Annotated in this window: 14 protein-coding genes; 5 read left to right on the forward strand and 9 right to left on the reverse strand. The window is 69.8% G+C overall.

Annotated features, from left to right (window positions below):
* Window positions 1-194: 194 nt before the first annotated feature.
* Genes ASG96_RS00005 through ASG96_RS00015 form a run of 3 tightly spaced genes read left to right on the forward strand, consistent with a single transcriptional unit; the run spans window position 195 to window position 1,917 of the window.
* Complete coding sequence (locus ASG96_RS00005; RefSeq protein WP_056756393.1) at window positions 195-605, forward strand: VOC family protein; 411 nt, start codon at window positions 195-197, stop codon at window positions 603-605.
* Window positions 606-645: 40 nt separating this feature from the next.
* Entirely contained in the window at window positions 646-1,455 is an 810-nt protein-coding gene (locus ASG96_RS00010; RefSeq protein WP_235509003.1) for an alpha/beta fold hydrolase, read from the forward strand.
* A 45-nt stretch (window positions 1,456-1,500) separates the two neighbouring features.
* Entirely contained in the window at window positions 1,501-1,917 is a 417-nt protein-coding gene (locus ASG96_RS00015; RefSeq protein ID WP_056755604.1) for a nitroreductase family deazaflavin-dependent oxidoreductase, read from the forward strand.
* A gap of 28 nt (window positions 1,918-1,945) precedes the next feature.
* On the opposite strand, the gene ASG96_RS00020 is transcribed toward ASG96_RS00015, so the two are convergent.
* Entirely contained in the window at window positions 1,946-2,815 is an 870-nt protein-coding gene (locus tag ASG96_RS00020; protein WP_057585830.1) for an oxidoreductase, read from the reverse strand.
* 410 nt (window positions 2,816-3,225) lie between these two features.
* Between ASG96_RS00020 and ASG96_RS00025 the strand changes: the two genes are divergently transcribed.
* Complete coding sequence (locus ASG96_RS00025) at window positions 3,226-12,636, forward strand: SpvB/TcaC N-terminal domain-containing protein (protein WP_082591534.1); 9,411 nt, start codon at window positions 3,226-3,228, stop codon at window positions 12,634-12,636.
* Window positions 12,637-12,713: 77 nt separating this feature from the next.
* On the opposite strand, the gene ASG96_RS00030 is transcribed toward ASG96_RS00025, so the two are convergent.
* Entirely contained in the window at window positions 12,714-14,081 is a 1,368-nt protein-coding gene (locus ASG96_RS00030) for a hypothetical protein (protein ID WP_057585834.1), read from the reverse strand.
* A 440-nt stretch (window positions 14,082-14,521) separates the two neighbouring features.
* On the opposite strand from ASG96_RS00030, the gene ASG96_RS00035 reads away from it, so the two are divergent.
* Window positions 14,522-16,270: a hypothetical protein gene (locus tag ASG96_RS00035; protein WP_057585841.1), complete on the forward strand. Its 1,749-nt coding sequence runs from the start codon at window positions 14,522-14,524 to the stop codon at window positions 16,268-16,270.
* A 192-nt stretch (window positions 16,271-16,462) separates the two neighbouring features.
* Here the strand turns inward: ASG96_RS00035 and ASG96_RS00040 are convergent, their stop codons facing one another.
* The 7 genes from ASG96_RS00040 to ASG96_RS00070 form a co-directional block, all read right to left on the reverse strand.
* Complete coding sequence (locus ASG96_RS00040; protein WP_057585843.1) at window positions 16,463-18,481, reverse strand: hypothetical protein; 2,019 nt, start codon at window positions 18,479-18,481, stop codon at window positions 16,463-16,465.
* Between the two features lie 22 nt (window positions 18,482-18,503).
* Window positions 18,504-19,475, reverse strand: a complete 972-nt coding sequence (locus ASG96_RS00045; RefSeq protein ID WP_057586674.1) for a glycoside hydrolase family 130 protein — start codon at window positions 19,473-19,475, stop codon at window positions 18,504-18,506.
* Complete coding sequence (locus ASG96_RS00050) at window positions 19,475-20,746, reverse strand: Gfo/Idh/MocA family protein (RefSeq protein WP_082588631.1); 1,272 nt, start codon at window positions 20,744-20,746, stop codon at window positions 19,475-19,477. The genes ASG96_RS00045 and ASG96_RS00050 overlap by 1 nt, the downstream gene beginning before the upstream one ends.
* A gap of 7 nt (window positions 20,747-20,753) precedes the next feature.
* Window positions 20,754-21,647: a carbohydrate ABC transporter permease gene (locus ASG96_RS00055; protein ID WP_056755626.1), complete on the reverse strand. Its 894-nt coding sequence runs from the start codon at window positions 21,645-21,647 to the stop codon at window positions 20,754-20,756.
* On the reverse strand, window positions 21,644-22,558 hold the full coding sequence (locus ASG96_RS00060) for a carbohydrate ABC transporter permease (protein WP_235506552.1): 915 nt from the start codon (window positions 22,556-22,558) through the stop codon (window positions 21,644-21,646). The genes ASG96_RS00055 and ASG96_RS00060 overlap by 4 nt, the downstream gene beginning before the upstream one ends.
* A gap of 156 nt (window positions 22,559-22,714) precedes the next feature.
* Complete coding sequence (locus ASG96_RS00065) at window positions 22,715-24,037, reverse strand: ABC transporter substrate-binding protein (RefSeq protein ID WP_057585845.1); 1,323 nt, start codon at window positions 24,035-24,037, stop codon at window positions 22,715-22,717.
* A gap of 144 nt (window positions 24,038-24,181) precedes the next feature.
* Window positions 24,182-25,204 carry a LacI family DNA-binding transcriptional regulator gene (locus ASG96_RS00070; RefSeq protein WP_057585847.1) on the reverse strand — a complete coding sequence of 341 codons (1,023 nt, stop codon included), beginning with the start codon at window positions 25,202-25,204 and terminating at the stop codon, window positions 24,182-24,184.
* Between the last annotated feature and the right edge of the window lie 4 nt (window positions 25,205-25,208).

The raw sequence follows: 25,208 nt of genomic DNA on the forward strand, positions 1-25,208 counted from the left end.
GGGCCGCGCGCATCGCGAAGTTCGTCGAGATGTGCCACAACCACGAGACCGTCCACTGACTGCCGGCCGGATTCGACGCTGCGGTCGCGGCCGTGGGACGCACCCTGACACCGGCGACTGAAGCGGATCTGGCGGCGCCGCGGGGCATCGATGCTTGGCAGAGGTGTCATGTGATCGTGTGGCACTATCGCCGGATGCTGCGACTCACCGACTTCATCATCGACTGCCCGGACACGATGGAGCTGGCAGCCTTCTACTCGGAGGTGACGGGTCGCCCGGTCAAGGAGGGCAGCCACGGCCACTGGGCCGGTATCCGGTTTGGTGAGATCGAACTGGCCTTCGTCCCGGTGAAGGACTACCGCCCGCCGCAGTGGCCCGACAACGAGCACCCCAAGCAGTTCCATCTCGACTTCGAGGTCGACGACATCGAGGCCGAACAGAGCCGCGTCCTGGCCCTGGGCGCGACCCTGCAGCAGGACTCCATCGGCCCCGACGGCTACGGCTGGCGCGTCTACACCGACCCCGTCGGCCACCCGTTCTGCCTCTGCCACAACAAGGGAGTCACCTGGACCGACCAGGGCCCCATCTGGCCTGAGGGCGAGTAGGGCGGGTCGGACGCAGGTCACAGCCATACGCTTGATTGCGGTGAAGAGACAGACCCGCCCGCGCCCCTCGAAGCGCTCTGGATCGACGTCGACCATGAAGCAAGCGTCCAACCCGCAGCCCAACGCCGCGGTGGCGCCCGAGTCGATCTCGTTACAGTCAAGTGTGCTGACCTTCGTTCTCATTCCGGGGGCCGGTGGCTCGGCGTGGGTCTGGAGTCGAGTCACCGGATTCCTGCGCGAGGCCGGACACGAAGTGATCGCGGTCGATCTGCCGGGTGACGACGAAACCGCCGGATTGCCCTGCTACACAGAGGTGGTGGTCGACGCGATCGGTTCACGCTCGACGGACGTGCTCGTGGCAGGGTCGCTCGGAGGCTTCACCGCGCCGCTCGTCTGCGAGCGGGTGCCCGTCCGGGAGCTGGTGCTGGTCAACGCGATGATCCCCGATCCTGGCGAGACCGCACGCGACTGGTGGTCCCACACCGGCGCCCTCGAGGCCCAGGAAGAGGCAGCCCGCGTCGGTGGCTACGGACCCTTCGACGTGGACCGCTATTTCCTGCACGATGTCGACGCCGAGATCGCGGCCGAGGGCGAGTCCTACCGGCGCGTCGAGGCCGACGTTGCTTTCCAGTCGCCGTGTGACTTCAAGGCGTGGCCAGCAGTCAAGACCCGTGTCCTGGCCGGCGCTGACGACCGCTTCTTCCCGATCGGCTTGCAGCGTCGGGTGGCTCGTGACCGGCTCGGCGTGGAGGTCGACGTGCTTCCGGGTGGGCACCTGCTGCCACTGGTGCAGCCACGGCTGGTGGCCGACTACCTGCTGCAGACGGCTGGCCCCGTCGAGGCCTGCTGAGGCCTCCCGCGCCTTGGTGGAATCTCTGCGCGTAGCGTGACGGGCATGAGCGAGTGGAACGACAAGGTCGTCGCCGAGTTCCGTGACAACGGCGGCAGGGTCGGCGGCCACTTCGAGGGTGCGCCCCTGCTTCTCCTGCACACCACCGGCGCCAAGTCGGGGGAGCCACGGACCAACCCGATGATGTACCAGGCGGTCGACGGCGGCTGGGCCGTCTTCGCGTCCTATGCCGGCCTCGACGTCAACCCGGCGTGGTTCCACAACCTCAAGGCCCACCCCGACGCGGCGATCGAGGTGGGCAGCGACGGTCATGTCGAGACGATCGACGTGCACGCCCGGGTCATGACACCCGAGGAGCGCGAGCCGGTCTGGCAGGAGCAGAAGCGCCGCTACCCCGGCTTCGCCGACTACGAGAAGAAGACCGACCGGGTCATCCCGGTCGTCCTCCTCGCGCGTCGCTGAGCCACAGCCCCGAGAGGGGTCGCCGGGATCAGGCCGCGACCGCTGCCAGCTCGGCGAGGTCCTCGTCGGCGAGCTCGAGGTCGGCGACCGCCATGTTCTCCTCGAGGTGTGCGACCGACGACGTGCCCGGGATGAGCAGTACGTTGTCGGCGCGGGCGAGCAGCCACGCCAGGCCGACCCGAGCGGCAGGCACCCCGCGACGAGAGGCAACGGCCTGCACGGCCGGCTGGTCGACGACCTTGGGCAGGTGCGGGAAGGCCGAGCCCAGCGGGAAGTAGGGCACGTACGCGATCCCAGCGGCCCCGCACGCCGACAGCACGTCAGCGTCAGTCTGGTCGACGAGGCTGAACGGGTTCTGCACGCACACGATCTCCGTGATCGCTTGCGCCGCAGTCAGATCCGAGGCAGACACCGTCGACAGCCCGACGCCCGCGATCTTGCCCTCGTCACGCAAGGCAGCGAGCTCGGCCACCTGGTCCTCGAGCGCCACGTCGCCGGCACCCGGTGCATCGGCATCCATCCGGCGCAGGTTCACCGCCGTCAGGTGGTCGACCCCGAGCGCACGGAGGTTCTCCTCGACGTCGGCCCGCAGCTCCGCAGGCTTCTGTGCCGGCAGCCACGCACCGTCGGCGTCACGACGCGCGCCCACCTTGGACACGATGGCCAGGTCGGCGGCATACGGGTGGAGGGCCTCGCGGATCAGCTCGTTGCTGACGTCGGGGCCGTAGTACTGAGCCGTGTCGATGTGGTTGACGCCGAGCTCGACGGCGCGGCGCAGCACGCGCAGCGCCTCGTCGCGGTCACGCGGCGGGCCCATGACGCCGGGGCCGGGGAGCTGCATGGCTCCGAAGCCCACGCGTCGGACGGTGCGGTCTGCCAGGGGGAAGGTGTCGGTCATCTGATCGACGCTAGGCGTTCGAGCGCACTCCAACGCAAGTCTGCCTCCCGGCCCCTCCCAACCTCGGACACCGATCTCCGGATCCAGGCAGCATCAGCCGACACTTCCGACGAAAACTCCCCCTACGACGACGGATTCCGTTGATTCTGAGCAGATTCGGCCGAAGTTCATCATTTGCCTGACGCGTCGTCCAGCCGACCCATAACGTGAGTTCCCGTACCGCCCGAACGCCGAACGCCGATCTCGGCCGACGCCGGACGACCCCTCACTCCAGGCCGCCCCTCGCCGACCCTCCCACGTCCGTTTCGAGGACGTACATCTCGCTCCGGCTCCTCCACGTGCCGCGCGCGCTCTCGGACCCACCCACCGATGGGTCCGTGTGAATCGGGAGAAGCACAGGGAGTTCCACCATGGCCTCACGCAGCCTGCCCATGCCCAGCGACCGTGACGAGCAGTCGGTCCAGCCCTCCCAGTCGGTCCGCCGCCCCAGGCGACGTGGCTTCTGGGCAGTGGTGCTCGCGGCCCTGTTGGCGATGACGACGGCGATCCCGATGGCGGTGGCCGGATCACCCGGCGGCGGCATCATCGCGTCGACGCTGCCCGGCATCGCGCCGACGACGCCGCAGGAGATCGGTAACGGCTCGACGGCCGACCTGCTCTACGCCAACGTCACCGAGGGCCTCTCGCAGGTCACTCCGCCGGAGGCCAACCCGAGCGGCACGGCTGAGCTGACCTACCCCCTCAGGCTGCCCAAGGGCCGCGGCATGACGCCGGACGTCACCCTCACGTACAGCTCCGAGGGCGGCCCGTCCTGGGCTGGGCTCGGCTGGGACCTGGCCGCTCCCGAGGTCGCGGTCGACACCTCCTTCGGCGCCCCGCGCTTCTGCGACGGCACGGCCAAGAGCCCGCCGTGCGGCAACGTCGAGAGCGAGTCCTACACGCTCGACGGTGACGCCCTCGTGCCCAACGCCGTCAAGGCCGTCCTCGACCCGCGCGTGGCCGAGCGACAGGACTTCACCCGCAAGGTCGAGACCTCCTTCGAGCAGGTCATCCGCCACGGCGACAAGCCGAGCAACTACTGGTGGGAGGTGCGCGACAAGCAGGGCAACATCCGCTACTACGGCGGCACCCCCGACAGCGGCGGCCCGCTCGGTGAGGCCGGCACGCAGGTCGGCATCGACGACCGGTCCCGTGACCCGAAGGGCATCCTCACCGACGCGAACGGCAACGGCGTCCGCTGGTTCATGACTGCCAAGCGCGACATCGGCGTCAACATGTTCCGCTACGAGTACGAGACCGTCACCTACAAGCAGGACGACACCAAGCCCACCGGCTGGGTCGCCCTCGCCGCGGGCGCGAGCTGCCCGGCCGGACAGGTCTGCCCGAAGCACGTCTACCTCAGCAAGATCCTCTACACGGCCGCCAGCACGGTGAGCGGCGAGCCCGAGGACCCCGCCTACGAGGTGCGCTTCATCCGCACTCCGGGCGGACGCACCGACGCCGTCCTCGACGGCCGCGGCGGCGTGCTCGACCTCGACCAGGACGTCCTGGACCACGTCGACGTCGTCTACCGCAAGACCGGTGAGCTCGTCACCCGTTACGACCTCGGCTACGACGCCGACCCGCACTTCGGCAAGACCCGCCTGCGGTCCGTCACCCAGATCGGCTGCAACGGCCTGCCCGCCTGTCCCACAACGGGACTCAAGCACACGTTCGCCTACTTCGACGACGTCGCCACCGCAGGCAGCGGCTTCGACACCGCCGCCAAGTGGGACACCGGCGCCAACCCGAGCAGCGGTGGCACGGCTGCCTACATCAACCAGAAGCTGAGCGGTCTGGGCTCGTCGATGACCGACGCCGGCGACGGCAAGATCTACGTCGGCTTCAACATCGCCGACCCGGAGAAGACCGGCTCGGTCGGTGGCTCGTTCGCGATGAACGGCACGACCAACCGCTCGGTCATCGAGTTCATGGACCTCAACGGCGACGCCCTGCCCGACAAGGTCTACCGCGAGGCGATCTCGGGCACCGGCCCGTCCGGCGAGATCCGCTACCAGCTCAACACGAGCCGGCCCACGACGTCGCGCACCGCCGACCTCACCTTCGGGCCCATGCACAAGCTCTCCGGCTTCTCCGACCTGCCCGTCCAGCGCACCATCGGCATCCAGGGCGGCATCGAGGCCTACTTCGGCGTCTACGGCGTCTTCAACGTCGGCGGCCAGTGGAGCTGGGTCGACAGCTACTTCACCGACGCGAACGGCGACGGCCTCGTCGACCTCGTGAGCGGCACCCAGGTCCTCTTCAACCACCTCGTCTGCGCGCCGGGCGCGACGGGCGTCGAGGCGTGCCAGCCCACCTTCGGCTCCTCCGACACCCAGACCCGCGTCCCGCTGACGCCGCAGACCGTGCCCGTCAGCGACCCCGCCTTCGAGGCCATGGTCGACCGCCTGCGCGAAGCCGTGCCGCCCATCGACACCGTCCGCCGGTGGATCGCGCCCTTCGAGGGCACCGTCACCGTGACCGCCAAGGCCACCCTCGGCACCCCGGTGCCTGACTCCGCCGGGGGCGCCGTCCGCGTCGCCATCCAGAAGGCCGGCGGCGAGCTCACCAATGCCACCATCACCGCCGGGTCGCCCACGTTCGCGGCGACACTCCCCGTGCACGTCGACAAGGGCCAGGCCCTCTACTTCCGCGCCGGGTCACGCCCCAAGGGCAACGGTGACGCCGTCACGTGGGAGGCCACGATCACGTATGCCGGTGGGTCGGTTCCCGATGCCAACGGCCTCAACCAGCGCAGCTACTCCCTCGCCGACGACTTCACCCTCGCTGGCCGACCGGGCCAGTTCACCTCCGTGAGCAACGGCGGCACGGCGCACTTCAGCGCCGCGCTGGACAAGACCGCCGTGACGACCGACAACCTGCGGCCCGAGGTCGCCGTCCGCAACGGCACGACCAAGGCCGTGACCACGACCCCTGTCACCGTCACGCCGATCACCTCGACCGGCGCGATCGACACCCCGCGCGTCAAGACCGTGAGCGGGTCCGGTTCCAACTGGTGCGTCGACGACGCGACACCCACGTCGTTCGGCTGCTTCACGACGCAGGCTGCCGCCAACGCACGCCTCGCGATCATCGGCCAGTCCGAGATCGGCCGCTTCCGCCTCACCGCGGACCCGACCGTCGACGCGCCCGTCACCGACGCGGACGGCGTCGTGACGGCATACGACGCCGTGCGCACCCGGATCGCCGTCGACAGCCCCATCGACCTGTCGACGATCACCTGGGTCGAGGCCGCGAACCTCTGCTTCCTCAGCGGCGGCACGTGCGACGCGGCGAAGACGAAGGTCTCGCCGCACATGGACATCGACACCTACCCGCTGACCACGCTGGCCGCCCCGGCGACCGCGTGGACCTCGACCCTCGGCCGCACCGTCACCCCGACGCTGACCGGCACGCGCGACGGCGACAACCCCGGCGGAGAGGTCATCGTCACGGCGAAGACGTCGGCCGGCCTCGTCTACAAGGAGGCCTTCACGGTGCCGTCCGGTGGTGGAGCCATCGACCGCGCGCTGCCTGACCTCGCCCTGACGAACGGCACTCCGTACTGGTTCGACGTCACCATGCGCAGCGCCGGCCTCTCGTCGCACGTCAGCGGCCTCAACCTCACGATGAAGTGGACCGAGAGCTCGGTCGCGAAGTCCGAGGACGTCCCGGACACCGTCAACTGGGCGGGCCCGCAGGGCTACTTCCCGATCGCTTACCGCGGGTGGGCCGCTGCCGGCTACACCGCCACGGCCGGTCGGGCCACGACGGCCATCACCGAGGACGACTTCAGGACGACGACCGCCTCCGGCGACCCGTTCGACAACAAGGACGACGCCTGCCAGTCGATGTTCGGCGGCTCGTGCCCGACCGACACCTCGGTCAACGACACCGGCTTCGGCAACTACCCGCCCGGCTCGGGCGCTCCGCCGGAGTTCGACTCGAGCAAGGCCACCGCGAACATCCCCAAGGCCTTCGCCTTCAGCGCGGCCGTCGACGCCGACACGCTCGCGCAGCGCTGGCAGGGCCCCAAGGCCAAGATCTACGCCGGCGAGGACGGCCTGACCGGCTCGGCCCGCTTCGGCGAGGACCTGCCGATCACCGGATCCGGCGCCGGTGCCGGCGGCGGAACGAGCGCCCCGAACCTGCTCGGCGAGACCGGACCGATCTTCATGCTCATGGCGGGCGTCGGACCGTTCGGCGGCAGCTTCGCTGCCGGCTGGAGCCGCAGCCTCGTCGACTTCCTCGACATGAACGGTGACGGCTACCCCGACACCGTGCGACCCGACGCGGTCACCTACACGAACCCCCGTGGCTCGCAGGAGTGCGGCCCGGCCGCAGCCCGCGTGGCCTGCACCGGCGGTGGCGTCGGTGTCGTCGACTCCTCGACGACGCTCGCCGTCTCCGGCGGCTTCGGCGGCGCCCCGATCGGCATCTCCGGCAACAACAAGGGCACGACGAACTCGACGAAGGGCAGCTCCTCGACCAAGGGCAGCAGCGCCTCCGACAGCTCCTACGGCGCCAACATCGGTGGTTCCATCGGTGCGGGTGCGAGCTTCACCAACCCGACGTCGCAGAACACCCACCAGGACGACAAGGCCCTCAAGAAGGTGCCGCGCGATGCGACGATCCCGGTGCAGGAGACCCTCGCCGACCTCAACGGCGACGGTCTGCCCGACCGGGTCACCGTCGACGACGACGAGATCCGGGTGCAGCTCAACCTGGGACACTCCTTCACGCCCCAGTTCCGTTGGACCGTCAGCTCGTTCAGCTCGACGAACTCCTACAGCGGCTCCGTCGGTGCGAGCTTCGGCTTCAACATCGACAACGGCGGCTTCGCCGGCGGCATCGCCGCGAACTCCAACGTCGACCTGCCCAACGTCTCGTGGGACGACGTCAACGGTGACGGCCTGCTCGACGCCGTCTACAGCGACAACGGGAACGTCAAGGTCGCCTTCAGCAACGGCACCGGCCTCGTCGACCAGGCCGTCTACGGCACGCACCAGAAGTCGGACTTCAACGTGCTGCCCGGGATCAACGTCGACGGCAAGCCGCAGATCCGGCAGGACAGCTCGGAGAGCCTCGGCGGCGGCGCCGACGTCACCATCGGCATCCCGCTCTGCCTCGTCGCCTGCTACCTCATCCTCAACCCCGGCGGGCACTACGAGAACAGCATGACCTCCACCGACGTCGACCTCACCGACGTCAACGGTGACGGCTACGCCGATTCCGTCTCGCGGGCCAAGGGCTCGTCGGACATCAAGGTCGCCCTCAACACCCAGGGCCGCACCAACCTGCTCAAGACCGTGACGACGCCGCTCGGCGGCACCATCGGCCTCGACTACCACCGCGACGGCAACACCACGAGCCACCCCGACAGCCAGTGGGTGCTCGACGACGTCGACGTGAAGTCGACCCGCGGCGCCGACGGCATCGCCGAGCGCGACAGCACGATCTCCTACGGCAACACCGCCCAGGACTTCGTCAACCGCACCGACCTCGGCTACGACTCGGTGACGGTCAGCGAGCACTACACGAGCTACAACCACAGCGGCGACGTCAACACCCCGACGACGACCGACAAGGTGCGCACGACCGAGCACAAGTACCGGAACGGCTCCGTCTTCGAGTCGGGGCTCGAGTACGAGACGACCGTCTTCGACGGCACGACGAGCGGGCCGATCATGCAGCGCACCCGGACCACGTGGGCGCTCGGTGATCTCGACCGCACGACAGCTGGCACCGGCGCGTACGCACCGCTCGACCTCGCCGGGACCACCGTCGAGCAGCTCCTCGCCCTCCGTGCCACACCAAAGGTGTCGAAGGTGGAGCAGGACTGGTACTCAGGCGGATCGCTCCAGCAGACGACGACGATGTCGTACGCCTACGACCGCCTCGGCAACCCCGTCCAGATCCTCGACGGCGGACTTCCCGGCACGACGAGCGACGACACGATCGTCAACATCGCCTACGGCAACTGCCTGACGAGCACGTCCGAGGACATGAACACGTTCTTCGGCTGCGGTCCGACGATCAAGTACACGCCGACAGCGAAGGCGCCGTTCTGGTCGGCGACCAACTGCCAGACGTGGGACAGCCAGCCCGTCGGTGTCACCGTGACGGCGCCCGACGGCACCGTCCTGCGGGCGCGCACCGGCAACCCCGCCTACTGCGACAACAACTCGGTCACCGTCCAGCGCGAGATCCTGACGCCGACCAGCGGCGCCACCCCCGCGACCTATGCCGAGACCCGGCTGACCTACGACCAGTGGGGCAGCTACAACCGGATCGTCATGCCGCCCGACGCCAAGGGCAAGCGGTATGCCGTCCGCTACGTCTACGACGCCGACGCGAACCACGCGAACGTCGGCACCGTCACCGACTTCGCCCTCTCGGGCTCCGGTGACCCCGCCGGCACGGACCCGGCCGACACGACGCGCCGCTTCATCGAGGACGACGAGGACCCGACCGGCGACGCCGTCGGCCTGGCCTCCACCGCCGACTTCGACGGGCCGTCCGGTCGGGTGAGATCCCGCACCGACGCGAACGGCAACGTCACGTCCTACACCTACGACGCCTACAGCAGGGTCAGGACCATCACCTCGCCCGACGGCGGCGTCGCGACCTTCGGCTACCACCCGGACAGCTCGGCCTACCCGTACGCGACGGTGACCCACACCGACGAGTTCAACCCGGGCACGACCATCGACACGGCGACGTACGCCGACGGCTCGGGACGCGTCACCGGGCGCAAGCGGGACGCCCAGGTCTACGACCCCGTCACCGGGGAGACCGGCACCGGCTTCGCCGCCGAGGGCGGCTCGGACGTCGACGGCCTCGGCCGCACCGTCCACCAGTGGAAGCCGTTCCTCCAGACCGGCGCCACGCTCGCCGACTACACGGTCGACACGAGCAACCCGACCTACGCCATGGCGACGATCACGGCGTACGACGCCCTCGACCGCCCCACGTCGGAACGGATCTCCAACGGCGCGACGACGCGGACGGCATACGCCCACGAGGTGCTCACCGACTTCGGCACCGTCGCGACGGTCGACGTCACCGACCCGCTGGGACGGCACACGAAGACGTGGATGGACGCGCACGCCAACGTCCTCCGCAACGAGGACCGCACGGCCGCAGGATCCTCGCTCTTCACGGGCTACACCTACGACCGGATGGGGCAGCTGCTCCGCATCGACTCACCCGGTGGGCTCGCGACGACCCACACCTACGACCTGCTCGGGCGCAGGACCTCGACGACGACACCCGACGGTGGGCTCGTCAAGTGGACCCACGACCTCGCCGGCAACAAGACCTCCGAACAGAGCCCGGTGCTCCGCGAGGAGGGCGACGTCAAGACCGTCTTCGGCTTCGACTTCGGCCTGCTGACCTCCATCACCTACCCCCATGAGAAGCCCGTGACGATGGACTACGGCGGCTACCTCGGTCACCCGACCACGGGCAACGCGGCCGGCAAGATGGTCCACGTCGACGACAAGGCGCGACTGCAGGACTTCGCCTACGACGTCAACGGGCGCCTCGCCCAGGACGTCACGAAGATGACCGGGCCGCACCCCAACACGGGACCGTTCACGACGAGCTACGACAACGACTGGCTCGGCCGCCTCGCGACCGTGTCGCTGCCCGACGGCGAGACCGTGCGCAACGACTACGACACCGGCGGACGGCTCAAGCGCGTCGTCGGCACGAACGACTGCACCGAGCTGGGACTGCTGACGACGTCGGTCGATGCCACCGCGACGACCATCACCGTCACCGAGTACCAGCACGGCGAACCGGCCTCGAGCTGGAACCCGACCCTGCCGTTCACGATCCGGCTCGAGGGTGAGCAGCTCAACGTCACCGCGCGCACGCCGGGCGTCGTCCCGGGCACGTTCGACTACACCGTCGAGCGCGGCGTCAACGGCACCGTCCTGCTCCCGACCGCGGCACCGCACACCTCGGGTGCCACCGTCCGCGTCGACGTCGCCGTTCCCTGCGTGCACACCTACCTGGGCAACCAGCGCTACGACGTCTACGGCACGACCTCGCAGCGCCAGACCGGCGACGGCGTCGTCGACACCACCTACCGCGACGTCGACACGAGGCGGCTCACCGGTCGTTCGGCGATGTCGCCGGACGGGACGCGGCTGCTCATGAACCTGCGTTACACGTACGACCTCGTGGGCAACGTGACGCAGTTCAAGAACGTCCTGCCGGCGGACGTGCCGTCGCTCTTCGGCGGCCCGACGACGCAGAACTACACCTACGACGGGCGGTACCGACTGCGGACGGCCACCGGCACGTGGGACTACGCGCCGAAGACGACGCGCAACTTCACGTGGGCCGCGACGCTCGACGACGCGACGAGCAAGGTGACGCGGATGACCCAGCGCGACTGGACCGTCGACACCGGGTGCACGAAGAAGTGCACCGAGGCCACCGTCATCGCCAACACGTTCGACAAGAGCGCGTACACCTACGACCCGACCAAGCCGAACCAGGCCACGAAGGTCGTCGACTCTCTCAACAAGCGCACCGAGACGTACGCGTACGACTCGGACGGCGAGCAGACGACCGTCACGAACCCGGACATGATCCGCAACGTCACGTGGGACTGGGCGGGCAAGCTGACCGAGATCGTCGACCACAACCCGAACAACTCCGGGCGCAAGCAGACCGACTACGTCTACGACTACGCCGGCCAGCTCGCCATCGAGATCAAGGAGCAGGGCGTCACGTACTACGTGAACCCGTGGGTGACGGTGCGCAACGGCACGATGCTCAAGAACATCTGGGCCGGCAACGACCGCCTCGCCGTCAACATGACGACGACCGGTGACACGTTCGCGCAGAAGGTCTACTTCATGCACAAGGACCTCCAGGGCAGCACGAACATCGTCACCGACCGCGTCGGGAAGGTCTTCCAGCACCAGGAGTACTTCCCGACGGGACAGGTCTGGATCAAGGAGGACAGCACGATCTTCCGCACCCCGTGGCAGTACGCCGGTGGCTACGTGGACGAGGACCACAACATCATCAACTTCGGTGACCGCTGGTACTCGACGACGCAGGCACGCTTCCTCACGGTCGACCCGGCCCTGACGGACGACGCCACGGCCCTGGTGGAGAACCCGACGCTGACGACCGCCTACACCTACGGGCAGTCCAACGCGATCGGCTACATCGACACCGACGGTCGGCTGCCCAAGGCCGCCAACCTCAGCGTCAGCGACATCACCAACACCATCGCCTCGCTCGAGCCCGGCGGAGAGCCGATCAAGAGCGCGCAGGTGGCCAAGCTGGCGGGCTTCTTCGCCAAGAACACCGACACGTTCCGCGGACGGGCGACGCTGAGCCTGCTCAAGGGCTTCAACACGGCCCAGGAGCGCAAGGCGAAGTACTTCAGCCGGCTCGACTCGCGGCCGGTGCTCGAGTTCGAGATCGAGGACGGCAAGCTCAAGGCGGTCAAGCTCGGCTTCGGCGTGGGCAAGCGGCTGAAGTTCGACGTGCCCGACAAGGGCGCCGGGGCGACACCGCAGCCGGCCACGTCCGTGGCGTCCAACCAGACCGGCGGCTCCGCGGTGGCGAGCGGCGGCGACGCCAACGGTCCCGGTGGCAGCGGCAAGTCGACGTCGGCCGCCACGACGGCCACGACGGCCACGGCGACCTCGGCTGCCGACACGGGTTCCGCGTCGGGCTCGACCCAGGCGGCGACCAAGCCGACGACGTCGGCCGGCGGACAGCCAGTGACCTCGGAGGGCGCCACCAAGTAGCCGTGGATCCCGGTTGAGGTATTCGGCGCGCAGGATCTGCGAGCCGAATACCTCAACCGACGGGGGCTGAGGCGCGCTCAGCGCAGGTTGTAGAACTCACGGTGGACGTCGGCCGTCCTGACGCCTTCGCGGACGAGGTCTCGCTGGAGGGCGGTCACCATCTGCTCCGGCCCGCAGAGGAAGACGGAGAGCTGGTGGGGCTCGGCGGCGACGGTCTCGAGCACGTGCTCGGCCGTCAGCCGTGGGTCGGTCGCGGTGTCGACGAGATGGAGGTGCAGCTCCTCGTGGTGCCCCGCGAGGTGGGCGACCTCGTCGGTGAGGGGAGCGGGGCCACGCGCCGTGTAGAAGAGGTCGACGCGGTGGGGCAGCTCACCGGGCCTCGCCGACCGGAGCCAGCTGAGCATCGGCGCGACGCCGATGCCCCCGGCCACCCACACCTGGTGCTCGGTGCCCCGCGTGTAGTCGAAGTGACCTTGGGGACTGCTGATGACGGCCGGCATGCCGGGCTCGACGAGGTCGCCGATGCTGGACGTGAAGTCGCCGAGAGCCCGCACGGTGATGCGGATCTCCTTCTCCTGCGGGCCGCTCGCGATGGTGAAGGGGTGGCGGTGCCAGCGGTCACGGGCCTCGAGGTTGACCAGGGCGAACTGGCCGGGCCGGAAGGCGAAGCGGTCCCCGAGCGGACGCAGCCAGATCTCGAAGGACGCGTCGTCGATGGGCTCGACGGACGACACCTCGTAGTCGTGGGTGCGCGCCAGGCGCCGGGCCAGCAGCTCGCGGTAGAGGTAGAAGGCCAGCCCGACAGTGCCGACCGTGACGTAGGACCAGCGCAGCAGCTGTGAGCCGAAGACCGTTGCGTCCATGAGTCCGTGGACGACCCCGAACCCGAGGAAGACGCCGGTGAGGCGGTGGAAGCCGCGCCAGAGCCCGTAGCGACCGATCCATCGTCCGGCGAAGCGCGCAGGTGGTGTCCCGGTGAACCGCTCCACCGGCCGGCGCAGCGGACGAGGGGTGATGGAGCGCCACCGCGGAGCGATGGCCCACACGGTGAGGGTCGCCAGGCCGACGACGCCGATCGTGCCGAGGGTCGGGCCGAGCTGGGTGGGGTTCGGGTTGCCCGTCGTCGCGATGTGGATGCCGATGAGGACCGTGCCCGCCATCGCGACACGCCGGTGCCACACCGCGGCCTTGTCGACGCCGTCGAAGAACTGCTCCACCCAGCGCAGCGTGCTGATGAGGACGAGGCCGACCGACAGGAGCAGGACACCCTCCGCACCGATGAGCTGACCGACGAGCTGGCCCACGTCCCCAGGCGGTCGGGCGAGCAGCCAGAGCAGGGCGAAGGCGAGGACGAGGGCGGCGATCGTCGCCGGCCCGACCAGGCGGGTGACGATGTGCGCGCCGCGGTAGGGCCGCCGGTGGCGCACCTGCGTCTCGAGGGCCATCGTGGGTCTCGCCTTTCGGTCGGGGCACTCGGCGCGGTGCGCGGGAACACGGGTGTCGGCCCTGGTCGTGCTCCCCGAGGGGCCATCCCCAGACACGTACCCCGTCGCTGGTGCCTCGGCACGTCCTCCGGCCTACCGAGGCGTTCGAGCTCAGTGGTGGCCGTGCCGCCGGTTTCCCGGCGGCAGGCTGCCGACAGCGCTAGCGTGATCTGGCGTACCGCCGAACACATCTGGCCGGATCCGACCCCCTCCCGGAGGCCGCCAGCCGAGCCACGCACGTCCCCCACCGAGGACGCGCCGTCGGCGTGCGGCTCGTCCGTGGGCCGTGCGCATCGCGGGTCCGTGACCTGAGGTCCCGCCCAATGTCTCGGGGACCAGCAAGGAGTGACGGCTGAGCCGCCCCACACGCGACCCCGCCGGCACCCGGACGAGGAGCTGTCGTGAGAGCACACCGTTCCAGCCGCCGACTCCGCACCGCCGTCGCGTGCCTCACCGGATCGGCCCTGCTGGCCGCCTCGGTGACCGCCGTCGCGGTCGCGGCCGAGGCCCCCTCCGTCGCACCACATCGGGAGGCGTCGAGGCCGATCTTCTCGGCGCCGGTGGCGCCGGACGTCTCCCCGCCGATGTCCGCCCTCACCGCCGCGGGCGGCCAGCGGACCGTCTCGACCGCTCGAATCCTCAACGAGCGCGGCGCGCCCGGCGCAGGCGGGGCGGCGACGTCGCCATCGGCCGACGCCGCGCTCCAGACGTCCGCCCCCGCGCTCGCCGTGGGTCCGACCATCGCCAACTTCGAGGGGGTCAGCAACCAGGACAACTTCACCCTCTTCGGTGGCCGCGTCAACCCGCCGGACCCGATCGGGGACGTGGGCCCGAACCACTACGTCGAGATGACGAACCTGGCGTACCAGGTCTTCGACAAGTCCGGCACGCCGCTGATCCCGGCGACACCGATCGGGGCCCTGTGGGCCGGCTTCGCCGTCAACGACTGCACCGAAGGCTCCGGCGACCCGGTCGTCCTCTACGACCAGCTCACCGGCCGGTGGCTCCTGTCGCAGTTCACGACGAGCGGGCTCGACGACCCCACCAAGCCGTTCTGGAACTGCGTCGCCATCTCGACGACCGGAGACCCGACCGGCACCTACTTCCGCTACGCGTTCAAGACCGAGAACTTCCAGTACTTCCCGGACTACCCGAAGTACGGCGTCTGGACCGACTCCTACGTGCTCACCACGCGTGAGTTCGGCCCGACCGTCGAGTACGGCATCGGCGTCTACGCGCTCGAGAAGAACAAGATGGTCAACGGCCAGCCCGCCCGGGTCGTCAGCTACTTCCTCGACGGCAACGCACCGGACATGCTGCCCCTCGTCGGCGACGGGTTGCTCCCGGCCGACATCGACGGCATGACCAAGCCCCGCGAGGACAGTGCGATCCCCATCGTCGGGACGCAGGACGACGGCGGTGGCTACGGCGCCACCTCGGACGCGCTCAACGTCTGGGACCTCCGGGTCAAGTGGCGCTCCACACCCACCTCGTCGTTGACGCTGGCGACCCAGCTGCCCGTCGCGGCCTTCGACTCGCAGTTCCCGTGCGCCCCGACGGCGCGAGACTGCCTGCCGCAGCCCGGCATCACGGACCCCAACCAGTACCTCGACGTGCTCAGCTACCGACAGCGCCCGACCTGGCGACTGGCGTACCGCAGCTTCAAGGGGGTCGAGTCGCTCGTCACCGCACAGTCGGTGGAGGCGTCGCCCGGCCAAGCCGGGATGCGCTGGTACGAGGTGCGTCGCGGATCCGCGGGGACGTATGCCGTCGCGCAGCAGAGCACGTACGCCCCCGCCGACGGCGTGCACCGCTGGATGGGCAGCATCGCCCAGGACAAGAAGGGCAACATGGCGCTCGGCTACAGCGTGGTCAACGGTGTGGACGTCTATCCCGGGATCCGCTACACGGGAAGGTCGGCGGCCGCGCCGCTGGGGACGATGAATCTCGCTGAGGGCACGATCATCAACGGCTCGGGCGTCCAGACGACGACGAACTCGCGCTGGGGCGACTACACCTCGATGAACGTCGACCCGTCGGACGACTGCACCTTCTGGTACGTCAACGAGTACTACACGGCGGCGGGGCAGGCGTCGAGCCCCGCGGGTTGGCAGACCCGGATCGCGAGCTTCCGGCTCCCCGGCTGCTGACGCCACGGGGGCATCGAGCCCCCCTCCCGCCAGCAAGGGAGAGCGCGTTCACCCGGCGTCGTCACGACGCCGGGTGAACACGTCCTGGCGGCGGGTGGGGCGGTTCGGTCCACGGCGTCGCCGGGAGGGGGGCGGTCATGGTGCCTTGCCCGGGGCGCACGCGCGTCGGTGGAGGTCAGCCCCCGCAGGGAGTCAGAGGGTGATGGCGAAACCGCCTCCCGTCACCCTCACCGTCGGGGAGTGCGCGGCGCCACGGCGTGCGCCGTCAGCGCTCCACGTCCAGCCACGGCCCGGGGCCACGGCCGGCGTCGTCGACGGCGTCGTGCCGGCGTCGACGTAGAGGACGGCCGGATGCCCGTCGCCCCTCGAGTAGCGCACCGTCGAGACCGCGGGCTGGATGAGGAGGCAGTCGAGCTGCAGGTCTCCGTCGGACTCGACGACGACGGCCACGGTCCCTGAGGGCAGTGGGCGGCTCAGCGGAAAGGGCCGCAGTAGCCCCTCGGCCTCCACGACGCCGGTCTCACGCAGCCCGCCGTTGTCCAGGGTGCCGAGCAGCGTGCGATGGCCGTGCTTCGAGACCGCGGTGTAGCGGCTGGTCCCCAGCCGGCCCGTCCGACGGTTGACGACGGGATGGACGAACGCGCCGTCGTCGCCCACGACGTCGAGCCGCACCGAGCCGCCGCGAGGCACCGACACGTACGCCCCGCCCGACCAGTTGGCTGCCCCCGTCCAGGTCGACGGCGGCGTCACGACGGCCGCGCCGCCCTGCAGGGCACCCGACTCGGCCTCGACGTGGTGCAGGCCCACCCAGTGGTAGCCGGTGACGGACGCCGCCAGCGCGGCTGCCTGCGGGTGCGCGTCCAGCGCGATCATCGCCAGCAGACCGTGGATCGTCGACTCCGCGCCGGAGTTGCGGTTGACCCGCCCGTCGAACTCCACTCCGTCGAAGGTCGCTCCCGTGGCGGGGTCATACGTCGGCGCACCGCTCGGGTTCGCACCGAAGAACCATCCGCCGGCCAGCCCGGCGAGCTGCAGGAAGCCCTCGGACCCGGTCAGGTCGGCTGCCGCCAGGAGCCCGGAGACGCGGCCCTCCGCCCCATAGGCGATCTGGGCCTCTCCGGGCAGGGGCGACCACGCGTTGTAGGGCCCGCCGGAGGCGAGGAGCGTCGGGGTGAACGACCCCGCATCCGCGAGGGCCGCCGAGCGCAGTGACGCGGCTCCCAGCGCTGCAGACGCGCGACACAGCGCTTGAGCGGCCTCCCCACCCCAGGCGTGCCACAGGCTCTGCGAGCCGACCCACGGCATGACGGCGCCGAACGGCCAGACCCCGGTCCCTCCGCTGCGCATCGCCGCGACGCCCTCGGCGTAGCGCGACAACGCCGTCCGCGCTCGCGTGTCGGTCCGAGCGACGCCGACGTATGCCGCGAGCCCGAGGCACGCCTCGGCCGTTGCGTCGGCGCCGCCCGTGATCAACCACCCGGGCACCCGGACGTCGTCCGCCACCAGCCAGGTGCCGTAGCGCCCCAGCGACGCCCGCTCGAGCGCGTCGACGGCCAGCTGGAGCCGCTCGCCCAGGAAGTCGGCGAACCGAGGGTCGACGGCGGCGAACGCGGCATACCCCTCGCCGAGTGCCCAGACGGTACGCGCCAGCCAGTAGGACTCGTCGCTGTCCGAAGGGTCGGGCAGCTCGCGCGGCTCGGCGCTCGGGTTGAGCGTGCCGTCCGCCTGCATCCACAGCACGACGTTGCCGGCATAGGGGCCCGTGGCGTCCTGGAGGAAGGTCAGCGTCCGGAGCAGCTCGGCCGCGTGGTCCCGGCTCGGCTCGCTTCCGGTGGACACCCAGTGCCGGGTGAAGACCACGGCCGCCCGGGCGATGTCGTCCGCGTTGTAGGCCCCTTGGGACCAGTACCCGGTGGTCGGGTCGAGGGAGCCGCCGCCGACGCGTCGCCAGCCGCCGGCGGCTTGGGCGTCCGCGTAGGTCCAGGGCGCCAGGGCCGTGGGTCGCGCCGCGATCTCGTAGGTCGTGTGGGTCGGGCTCGCCTGCAGGGGAACGGAGTCCAAGAGCCACTGCAGGTGCGCGAGGTTCGTCAGTGGGCCAGTCGGTGCCGGGTCCTGCGCCCCCGCGACTCCGGTGGCGCGTGCACCATTCGAGCCCACGACGAGCCCCGCCGCTGCGGTGGATCCGGAGATGAAGGTACGACGAGTGATCATGACTGCTCCTTCTCCCTGGTGATCATGACGGCGCCAACAGATCGGAGTGCCGCGCCCCGGGCACGAACGTCGCCACCCCGAGGGTCGAGTCGGACTGGCCGTAGTAGGCCAGCCAGCGGTCCCTGAGCCAGACCAGGCCCTCGACGAACGTCACGTTCGACACGAGGCCCTGGCGCTCCTCGCGGGTCACGGGCTCGAGCCACGGACGGGTCAGCTCGGCCAGGATCTCGTCGGGCCGGTCGGGGTGGATCAGCAGCTGCCCAGCCGTGTAGCGGACGGAGCCGTCGGCGTTCTTCACGGCAGCGTTGTGCAGCAGGAGGATCAGGCCGTCGTCCGTGATGAGCGGCTGCGGCCCGACCTCGACGAGGAAGTCGCTGAACGTCCCCGGCCGCGGCGCCATGACCGGCGGCTCGGTGTCCGAGACGGTCGGCGTCCACGTGAGCAGGTCGTCCGACGTCGCCGTCCAGATGGACCCCTCACCGAAGTACATGAGCCACCGGCCGTTGACCTTGGCCGGCACGATTCCGCCTGCCTTCGACCAGGGGCCCGTCTCGCCACGACCCTGCGGCTGGAAGGTGTCGAAGTCGGGGAAGAGCGGACCGTGCTTGGTCCAGGTGCGCAGGTCGGTCGAGGTGGCCAGGCAGAGCAGCGACTGCGTGCGGTCCCACCCGCTGTAGGTGAGGTAGTACGTCCCGTCGATCGCGATCACCCGGGGGTCCTCGCACCCGAACCGGTCGTAGTCCTCGCTGGGCGAGAGCACCGGCTCCGGCTCCCGCTCGAACCGGTAGCCGTCGTCGCTCCAGGCCAGGCCGACGTGCGAGACGATGTCGTCCGCGTGTGCCCGGTAGAGCAGGGCCACCCGGTCGTCCACGACGACCGCGGCCGGGTTGTAGACGCTCCCGGACTCCCAGGAGTCGCCTTGGGGAGCCAGGATCGGGTTGTCCTCGTGCGGGGTGAACGGACCGAGCGGGAAGTGGACGGGGCCGTGGGACATCACAGGGTTTCCTTCGCAGATAGGTGGTCGACGAGTGGCCTGGGCCGCGGCGCGGTGGGAACGGCGACGGCCCGCCGGAGGGCAGCTGCCCGCGTCGCGCAGTCGGCCACGACCACGGCCGCCTCGGCCGTTCGCGGCCCGGACAGAGGCTGCCGGCCGGGTTCGGTGCGGCAGCCGTGCAGGTCACGCAGGGCGGCGGCGACGCAGGCGGCATACACCGTCTGCTTGGCGGCTTCGCCCCCGAGGGAGAGGGTGACGGTGAGGCGGCGCGAGGCGCCGAAGTGCCTCCCGCGTCCCATCGCCTCGGCGTCACCGGCGACGTCGTCGGCCTGCACGCCGACGTGCCATCCGTCCAGGCCACGGCCGAGGCCGGCGAGCTCAGGGCTGGCCACGAGGGCGCGCACCGCGCTCTCGCCGGCGGGGTCGACGTGCAGGTCGAGCACGGCCTCGACGGGGATCCACCCAGCGATCCGCGCCTCCGCGCTGCCGTAGTCGATGCGCATCAGCTGGCGCTCGCAGCGATGGGCGTGGGTGAAGGAGTGCGTATGCGTGGCCAGGCAGTCGCCGTGCGTCACCGTCGCGGTGACGAGGTCGGGCGACGGCCAGCCCTGTCGCGAGGTGGACACGGCGGTCACCGAGGTGGCCGGTTCGGTCACGAACATGGTCGCGGCGTCGAAGAAGTGCACGCCGTGCTCGACGAAGATGCCACCCGAGCTCGCCTCGTCCCAGAACCAGTGGTCGCGGGGCAGGCTCTCGTCCGCGGCGTCGTTCTCGAAGAGGAAACGAACCGGCTCGAGGCCGAGGTGGTGCTGCACGGTCTGGATCGCGCGGAGCAGGGGGTTGTAGCGCATGACGTGGTCGACGACCACGACGCGGTCGAGCGACTCCGCGAGCGCGCGGGTCTGCGCGGCCTCGCCCGGCGTGGCGGCCAGGGGCTTCTCACAGAAGACGTCCTTGCCGGCGCGGAGGGCCGCCTGCGCCAGCTCCGCGTGCGTGTGGGGTGGGGTGGCGATGACCACCGCGTCGACGTCGGCGGCCACGAGCGCCTCCTCGACGGTGGTGGCGCGGCAGCCGGCGTCGGCGGCCAGGCGGGCGCCCTGCTCGCTGGCGATGTCGGCGACGACGACGGGTGCGACCTGAGGCACGTTCCTCGTGACGTCGAGGATGAACCGACCGAACCGGCCCGCCCCGACCAGGGCGAGTCGTGTCGGGGCTCCCGGCCGGTCACCTCTCCGGGGCGGGCCCGAACCTGGGGTCGACCTGTCGCTCATCGACGGGTCACCCCTTCACCGCGCCGCCGACGACGCTGGCGACGAGGTAGCGCTGCAGGAAGACGTAGGTCGCGACGAGCGGCGCGGCCACGATCATGGTCGCGGCCGACAGGAGGCTCCACTGGCTGACGTAGGTGCCCTTGAACGCGAACAGCCCCAGCGTCACCGGCGACTTCGACGCGTCGGGCAGCAGGATCGTGGCGAGGATGATGTCGTTCCAGACGCCGATGGCCTGGAGGATGAAGACCGTCGCGAGGACCGGCTTGATAAGGGTGGGCAGGAACCCGAAGACGTAGCGCACGTAGCCGACCCCGTCGAGAGCCGCGGCCTCGTCGATCTCCCTGGGTACCGACTTGAGGTAGCCGGTCACGAGCAGCGGGCCGACGCCCACACCCGACGCCATGATGAGGATGTAGCCCAGCCGGGTGTCGTAGAGGTTGAGGCGCAACGCGAGCTGGAAGACCGTGATCAGCGTGTTGGGCAGGAAGAGCATCGCCGCGAAGGTCGCGTTCCACAGTCGCGTGTGCTTGACGTAGCCACGAGCCACCGGGAACCCGACGAGCAGCGACACCACGGTGCCGAGGCTGGCCGCGACGAAGGTGTAGAGGACGCTGTTGAGCAGGTACGACGCGAAGTTGCCCTTGTCGACAGCCGTCGCGAAGTTCGAGAACTGGGGCGCGGTGACGAGGCCGGTGGGATCGGAGATGAACTCTGCGTCGGACTTCAGCGCCGTGTTGACGAGGAACAGCAACGGGTAGAGGTACATGACCACGACCAGGACCAGGAGCGCATAGAGGACGACCTTGCCCCGCTGGGGCGCCGACCCGCCGCGGATCGGCGGGTTGTCCTCGACGCTCACGACGCCGCCACCGACCGCCGTCGGCGCATTGATGGCGCTCACAGCGCGGTCTCCTTCCGGCGCAGGTACACCAAGGTGGCCAGCGAGACGATCATCACGATGACGAACTGGACCATCGAGATGGCTGCCGCGTAGCCCTGGGACTGGGCCGTGCCGCCCTGGGCCCCGCCGAAGCCCTGGGTGAAGATCGCCAGCGAGAGCACCTGGGTCGCGGGGTTGATGGGGCCGGTCAGCACGTAGATGAGCTGGTAGCTCTGCAGTGCGCCGATGAGTGACAGCAGCGTGTTGGCGGTGATCGAGGGCGCCAGCAGGGGTGTGGTCACGTAGCGAAGCCGCTGCCAGCTCGACGCGCCGTCGATCGAGGCGACCTCGTGCAGCTCCGGTGGGATGGCCTGAAGGCCCGCGAGGTAGATGACGACCGCCACCCCGAGCCCCGACCAGACCGAGACCGCGATGACCAGCGGCATGGCCAGAGACGGGTCACCGAAGAATGCGGAGGACGAGCCGAACCAGCCCCACACGCTCGCCGCAGGGCCACCCGAGGGGTTGAAGATCAGGCCGAAGACGAGTCCGATGATGGTCACGCCCAGGATCGTGGGCATGAAGACGACGGCTCGCGCGAAGTTCCTGCCGCGCAGCCGCATGTTGAGCAGCACGGCGATGAACAGGGCGAGGACGTTCTGCAGCAGGGTCACCGCGATCGCGAAGACGAGCGTGTTCTTCAGCGCGTTGAGGTTGTAGCCGAGCTGCGCCGAGGAGAAGAACGTCCTGTAGTTGTCGAGGCCGACGAAGCTCACCGGCAGGAAGGGCAGCGAGCGGATGTCCGTGAACGAGACCGCGAGGATGCCGACCGCCGGCACGAGGGAGAAGACGACGATGAGGCTCATGCCCAGCGCGAAGAGCAGCTGGGCGGTCGATCGTCGCCCGAAGATGATGGTGCCTGACGTGCTCACCGAGCTACCTCCTGGTGCGAGTCCGAACTGGTGGTCTGAGGCCGCCGGCGCCCACAGCGCAGGCGAGCGTGCGCCCGGGGCGCAGCGAGCGGGCGTCCGCCGCGCCCGACCCGGGTCGCGGACGGCCTCGAAGACCGTCCGTGACCCGAGGGCCGGTTACTTGTTGAGCCCCGCGTCCCAGTCCTTCTGTGCTGCCGCCGCGGCACCAGCCGCGTCCGTGGTGCCCATCGGCTTCACGCCGGCCCAGTTGAACGGCACGGAGGCGGCGGGGCCGGCCTTGGTGTTGGCGATCCAGATCGTGTCCCAGGCAGGCTGGAACGTGCTCGTGGCATCGGAGATGGTGTCGTAGAAGGCGTTGCCCTTGACGCCGGTGACGGCAGGGGCGAAGCCGGCCTGCTCGTTGAACAGCTGGTAGTTCTTGGCGAACGTGTCCAGCCAGGCGATCGCTGCTGAGGGGTTCTTCGCGTTGGCCGGGATCGCCAGCGACAGCTCGACCTTGCCGCCGAGGAACTTGTTGTCCGCCGCGTTGTCACTCGACGGCAGGGGGAAGTAGCCGAAGTCGAGCTTGGAGCCGCCGGCCTTCTGGATCGTGCTCGTGTTCCAGGTGCCGTCACCCATCATCGCGAACTTCCCGTTGACGAAGTCCGCCGTCATGGTCTGGTAGTTGATGCCGGCGAAGTTCGGCTGCGCGTAGCCGTAGAGGGTCTGCAGTCGCTGCAGGACCTCGAGCTGCTTGCCCTGGTCGAGCTTGACCGAACCCCCGTACAGTCCCTTGGCGAGGTCGTTCATGGCCGGGGCGCCGGGGAAGAGGCCCTGGACGATGCCGAGCGTGGTGACGCCCGCGGAGTCCTTGCCGGCGATGCCCACCGGCACGACGCCCTTGCCCTTGAGCTTGTCGCAGGCCGCCACCAGCTCCTGCCAGGTGGTCGGAACCGTGATGCCGTTGTCGGCGAAGATCTTCTTGTTGTAGAACATGCCGGTGTAGTAGCTCAGGCCGGTCGGGACCGTGTAGTTCTTGCCCTTGTACTTCGTCCCGTCGAGCACCGACTGGTTGAACGCCTTGAGGAAGGGCTGACCCGTGAGGTCGAGGAAGCCGCCGGAGTCCGCGAGTCGTGCGTCATCCCCCGCGTTCGCGGCGGGGACATAGCTCGGCACCTCACGAGGGAAGGCCACGACGAGATCGACGCTTCCGGCGGTCAGGCGTGACGAGCGGGTCTGGTTGTAGTTCTCGTTGGGAACCGCCGAGAAGTTCACCTTCACGTTCGGGTACTTCGTGTTGAACGCCTTCGTCACTGCCTGGAATCCGGCGTCAGACCCTGCTGAGCTGGAGACGAGGATGTTCAGGTCACCGCTGACCTCGCCGCCGACGGTCGGCGCGGCCCCTCCCGAGGTGCCGCCGCCGCCGCCGCACGCGCTCAGCGCGAGCCCGGCGGCGGCCACCGCGGCGATCGTCATGTGGCGCATCCCACGGAACTTCATTGTTGCCATGATGCCTCCGGATCAACCGAAACGTTTTGGTTGGCGCAACGTAACACTGCGGGACAAGCGAGTGGGGGTTAGCGACGAAGCGTTTCGGTAACGTGAGCGACGGCATGCGCCCGCGCGAGGCGAGGGCGACGACGGTCAGGCGCGCGGCACGTCCACGAGCGAGTCGCGACGCAAGAGCCTGGTCGCGGGCACCGTGACGTCGGAGGGAGTCTCGCCCTGGATGACGGCCAGCAACATCGAGGCTGCTGCGTCACCGAGCAGCCGCGGAGCGGTGGCCACGGACGTCAGGGCGGGTCTCACGAAGGCGCCGAGCGGGATGCCGTCGAACCCGGTCACGGACATCTCCAGTGGCACGTCGATGCCCAGGGCACTCACTCGCGCGATGAACCCGATCGCCATGAGGTCGTTCGCACACACGACGGCCGTGGGGGTGTCGCCGGCGGCCGCGCGCAGGTCGTCGGCGGCGCGGCTGCCGCTCTCCACCGTGAAGTCGCCGTAGACGAGCGGGCCTGGCTCCAGACCGGCCTTCTGCAACGCCGACCTCCAGACCTCGACGCGTTGACGCGTGTGGAGCAGGCCACGGCGGCCGGCCACGTGCGCGATCCGGCGGTGCCCCAACGCGATGACTTCGTCCATGAGCTCGACCAGGCCGGGCCGGTGGTCCTGGCGGACCGCGGCGACGGCGCATCTCTGGGCGGCGTTCACGGCAACGGCCGGTAGGCCCAGCTCGTTCACCAGCCGCACGCGCGCGTCGTGCTGCGACAGGTCGGTGAGCAAGACCCCGTCGACGCGGTGGTCGAGGGCGAGCTGCCGGTAGCGCTGGACGGCTGCCTCCCGGTTCGAGGCCACCTGGAGCACGAGCGCGAAACCCTGCCGCTCGAGGACCGACTCCACACCCGCGATGAACCCGGCGAAGAAGGGATCCGACTCGATGACCTCCGACGAGCGCTCCAGCACCAGCCCGACGGCATACGCCTTCTGGCCGGACAGGCTCCGGCCCCGGAGCGAGGGCACCCAGCCCAGCTGCTCGGCGACGTCGACGATGCGTCGTCGGGTGTCCTCGGACACGCCAGGGCGCCCGTTGAGGGCGGCCGAGACCGATGAGATGGACACGCCTGCCCGGGCAGCAACATCAAGGATGGTGACCCTCGGATTCACTGCA

Origin of the sequence: Terrabacter sp. Soil810 (assembly GCF_001429645.1) — a bacterium.
Classification (GTDB): domain Bacteria; phylum Actinomycetota; class Actinomycetes; order Actinomycetales; family Dermatophilaceae; genus Terrabacter.

Excerpts from the sequence above, each read along its gene's own strand:
- ASG96_RS00040 (WP_057585843.1), bottom strand. The coding sequence starts at position 18,481 with ATGATCACTCGTCGTACCTTCATCTCCGGATCCACCGCAGCGGCGGGG.
- ASG96_RS00065 (WP_057585845.1), bottom strand. The coding sequence starts at position 24,037 with ATGAAGTTCCGTGGGATGCGCCACATGACGATCGCCGCGGTGGCCGCC.
- ASG96_RS00020 (WP_057585830.1), bottom strand. The coding sequence starts at position 2,815 with ATGACCGACACCTTCCCCCTGGCAGACCGCACCGTCCGACGCGTGGGC.
- ASG96_RS00050 (WP_082588631.1), bottom strand. The coding sequence starts at position 20,746 with ATGAGCGACAGGTCGACCCCAGGTTCGGGCCCGCCCCGGAGAGGTGAC.
- ASG96_RS00045 (WP_057586674.1), bottom strand. The coding sequence starts at position 19,475 with ATGTCCCACGGCCCCGTCCACTTCCCGCTCGGTCCGTTCACCCCGCAC.
- ASG96_RS00005 (WP_056756393.1), top strand. The coding sequence starts at position 195 with ATGCTGCGACTCACCGACTTCATCATCGACTGCCCGGACACGATGGAG.
- ASG96_RS00025 (WP_082591534.1), top strand. The coding sequence starts at position 3,226 with ATGGCCTCACGCAGCCTGCCCATGCCCAGCGACCGTGACGAGCAGTCG.
- ASG96_RS00030 (WP_057585834.1), bottom strand. The coding sequence starts at position 14,081 with ATGGCCCTCGAGACGCAGGTGCGCCACCGGCGGCCCTACCGCGGCGCG.
- ASG96_RS00015 (WP_056755604.1), top strand. The coding sequence starts at position 1,501 with ATGAGCGAGTGGAACGACAAGGTCGTCGCCGAGTTCCGTGACAACGGC.